The 2,536-nt window shown below is 62.5% G+C and carries 3 protein-coding genes; 1 reads left to right on the top strand and 2 read right to left on the bottom strand.

Annotated features, from left to right (window positions below; translation table 11 throughout):
- The coding region (locus tag VNX23_RS19595; protein WP_325632679.1) for a GMC oxidoreductase at positions 1–171 on the top strand (171 nt) is incomplete at its 5' end.
- A 392-nt stretch (positions 172–563) separates the two neighbouring features.
- Here the strand turns inward: VNX23_RS19595 and VNX23_RS19590 are convergent.
- Entirely contained in the window at positions 564–1,118 is a 555-nt protein-coding gene (locus VNX23_RS19590; protein WP_325632678.1) for a nucleoside 2-deoxyribosyltransferase, read from the bottom strand.
- 44 nt (positions 1,119–1,162) lie between these two features.
- On the bottom strand, positions 1,163–2,536 hold a 1,374-nt coding region (locus tag VNX23_RS19585; RefSeq protein WP_325632677.1), incomplete at its 5' end, for an alpha amylase C-terminal domain-containing protein.

The raw sequence follows: 2,536 nt of genomic DNA, 5'->3' as shown, positions 1-2,536 counted from the left end.
ACGACCGTCGTCACGCCCGACTTGCGGGTCAAGGGGATCGACGGCCTCCGGATTATGGACGCCTCCATTATGCCCAGGATCATCAGCGCCAATACGAACGCGACCGTCATGGCCGTCGCCGACAAGGGCGTCGATCTTCTGTCCGAGACTTACACAGGGCGGACGCCATAGCCCTCGAGGCTCGCCGCTCATTTGGTCAGGGCGACGGCCTACGTGCGGGTCGTAGATTTGGATATCGGGGCGAGCAAATCGGACATCCGTGCGATCAACGTGGTCACCATTTCGGAGCGCGCCGGCAGAACTCGAGCCCGCAACCGCGGGTTGGCGTAGAAACGGCTGCGGCTGTTGGTACACGCAAGCCGCTCGCGTGCGAAGTCAGCCGAATGAGCGCTTATGGAACGGCCGCTGTTGGCGCGAAGCGGACATTGGCTAAAGCAGGGATGTCCGAAAAGTCGGCGCATAAAGGGGCTAGGTAGCAGCTTCGAGTACCTATCGAATCCTTAATTGTGGCCGCTATCCTCGCGGATTTACACCCTTTACCCCATCACCAGGGTGGCGCCGCTTCACCGGCGCCCGGTTCGCTCCACTGCAAATCGCCCCACCGCCTCCGCACAGGCCTCGAACACATCCGGCGCATCGATGCCGCGCGCCTTGTCATCGGTAGGCACAAAGATCGGGTAACCACCGCTATGTACGGCGCCGACGATCATCAGATTATCGGGCAGGTGGAAACCTTCGATGCCTAACTCGGCATAGTCATCGCCCAGTTGTCTGCGCATGCGGGATTCAAAATTATCACGGGTGTTCGAATAGCCGAAGATCGGCTTGCTCCTGCCGAGAAACCAGCCGACCTCGATCAATGTGCCGGCGTCGGCGGAGGCGCCGCCGAACGGGGTGAGGTTGGCGATGATGATGTCGCTGCGCTCCATCATCGCGATGTCTTTCTCGAAGATCGCCTGCCAGGCTTTCAGCTCGTTGGCGGCGGTCTCGACGCCCTGGTTCAGCGGCGGCAGGCCGCGGAAACCGAAGCGCTGGCATATCGCGACCTTGCGCGCAGCATGCTCGACCGCGTTGGGAAGAAACACGTCGGGGCCTGCTAGATAGGCGGTTACTGTCATCGGCGGTCTCACCAAAGAAGTCGATTTGAGTGGCGCAATTCAGTCTAGCTTCTTGCGAACACCAAAAGCCCGTTTGCGGGAATCGTCAATGAAGCGGAGGCGGCTAGGCCATGCAGGCCGGGCCCGTCTGCATCCACGCCGCCGCCGTTGCCGGCGACAATCGGGTTCACCCAATTGTCGTAAACGTCGCTGTTGAACACTTCGCGCCAGCGCCCTGCGGTGGGAAAGCCGACGGCATAATTGTGCAGCGTATTTTCGTTCAGGCTGCAGACCACCACAACATCGCCCCCCGCGCCCTCGACCCAGCGCTGGAACGCCAGCACGCGGTTTTGGTCATGCACGTGAATGATCGCGCAGCCTTCGCCTCTCAGTGCCGGATATAGGCGGCGCAGGCCGATCAGTTCGCGCGTAAAACGCAGGAAATCGGCGAGTGTCTTGTCGCCGGCTTCGAGCGCGGCCCACGGAATCGACGTGCCGGCGCCGGGCGTGTCGCTCCACGGCTCGTCCGCCAGAAGCTCCTGACCCATGAAGAGCATGGGAATCCCCGGCGAAGTCATCGTTAGCCCGATGGCGACGCGGCTGCGGCTGCGCGCATACCAGGATCGCGGGTCGCTGCCGTCGGCAAGCCGGGCGATCCTCAAGTCGCGGCCTGCATAGACGAGGTCGTGGTTCTCGATCATCTGGACAGCGCGCCAGCGGTCCCGCAACCCGTGCTCTTCGATGGCGTCGGCGATCGCTGTCATCGACACGTGCGCGCTCGCGCCGTGAGATGCGCTTGCGATCGCCAAGCGCACGCTGTCGCGCACGCCGTCGGTCCAGGTCGCGTCGAAGCCGGCGCCGCCGTCGCCTCGGTCTCGCACAGTCCAGCTATTGACGGGCCAATACTCGGCGATCTGGATCGCCTCGGGCTTTGCGGTGCGCAGGGTGCTGGTGAGGTCCTGGCAGGTTGCCCAGCCGCCGAAGCGGTCCATTACGCTCACTTCGTCGAAGCGCAAGCCGTCGATCCGGTAGTCCTCATAGAGAAATCTGGCATTATCGATCAGGTACTGCTTCACGTCGTTATTCCAGTACGCGAACACCAGTCCGCCGGCCCAACCCTGGTCGGTGAAGTAGAGGCTGTCGTTGTTGTCGGCCGTAGGTGCGCGGTCGAAGAACCACATGCTGTGAGGGTCGAAGCCGCCGCCGGCATGGTTGTAGACCACGTCGAAGATCACACTGAGGCCGTAGACGTGACAAACATCGATCAGCGCGCGCAGCTGATCGTCGCTGCGGCGCAGGACGTCCGTGCTGCCGTAAGGGGTCTGCCCGGCTTGCCGCAGGATCGCATTGGTCAGATCGAAATAGCCTTGCAGCCGGGCCGCATCCGTCTCGGCATACTGGTTTTCGGGGCTATAGAGGTCTGTGCCGTTGTACCCCAT

The sequence above is a fragment of the Bradyrhizobium sp. genome (genome assembly GCF_035570375.1).
Classification (GTDB): domain Bacteria; phylum Pseudomonadota; class Alphaproteobacteria; order Rhizobiales; family Xanthobacteraceae; genus Bradyrhizobium.
Note: the sequence above shows the minus strand (reverse complement) of the source record. Positions and strands in the feature narration are given on the sequence as shown.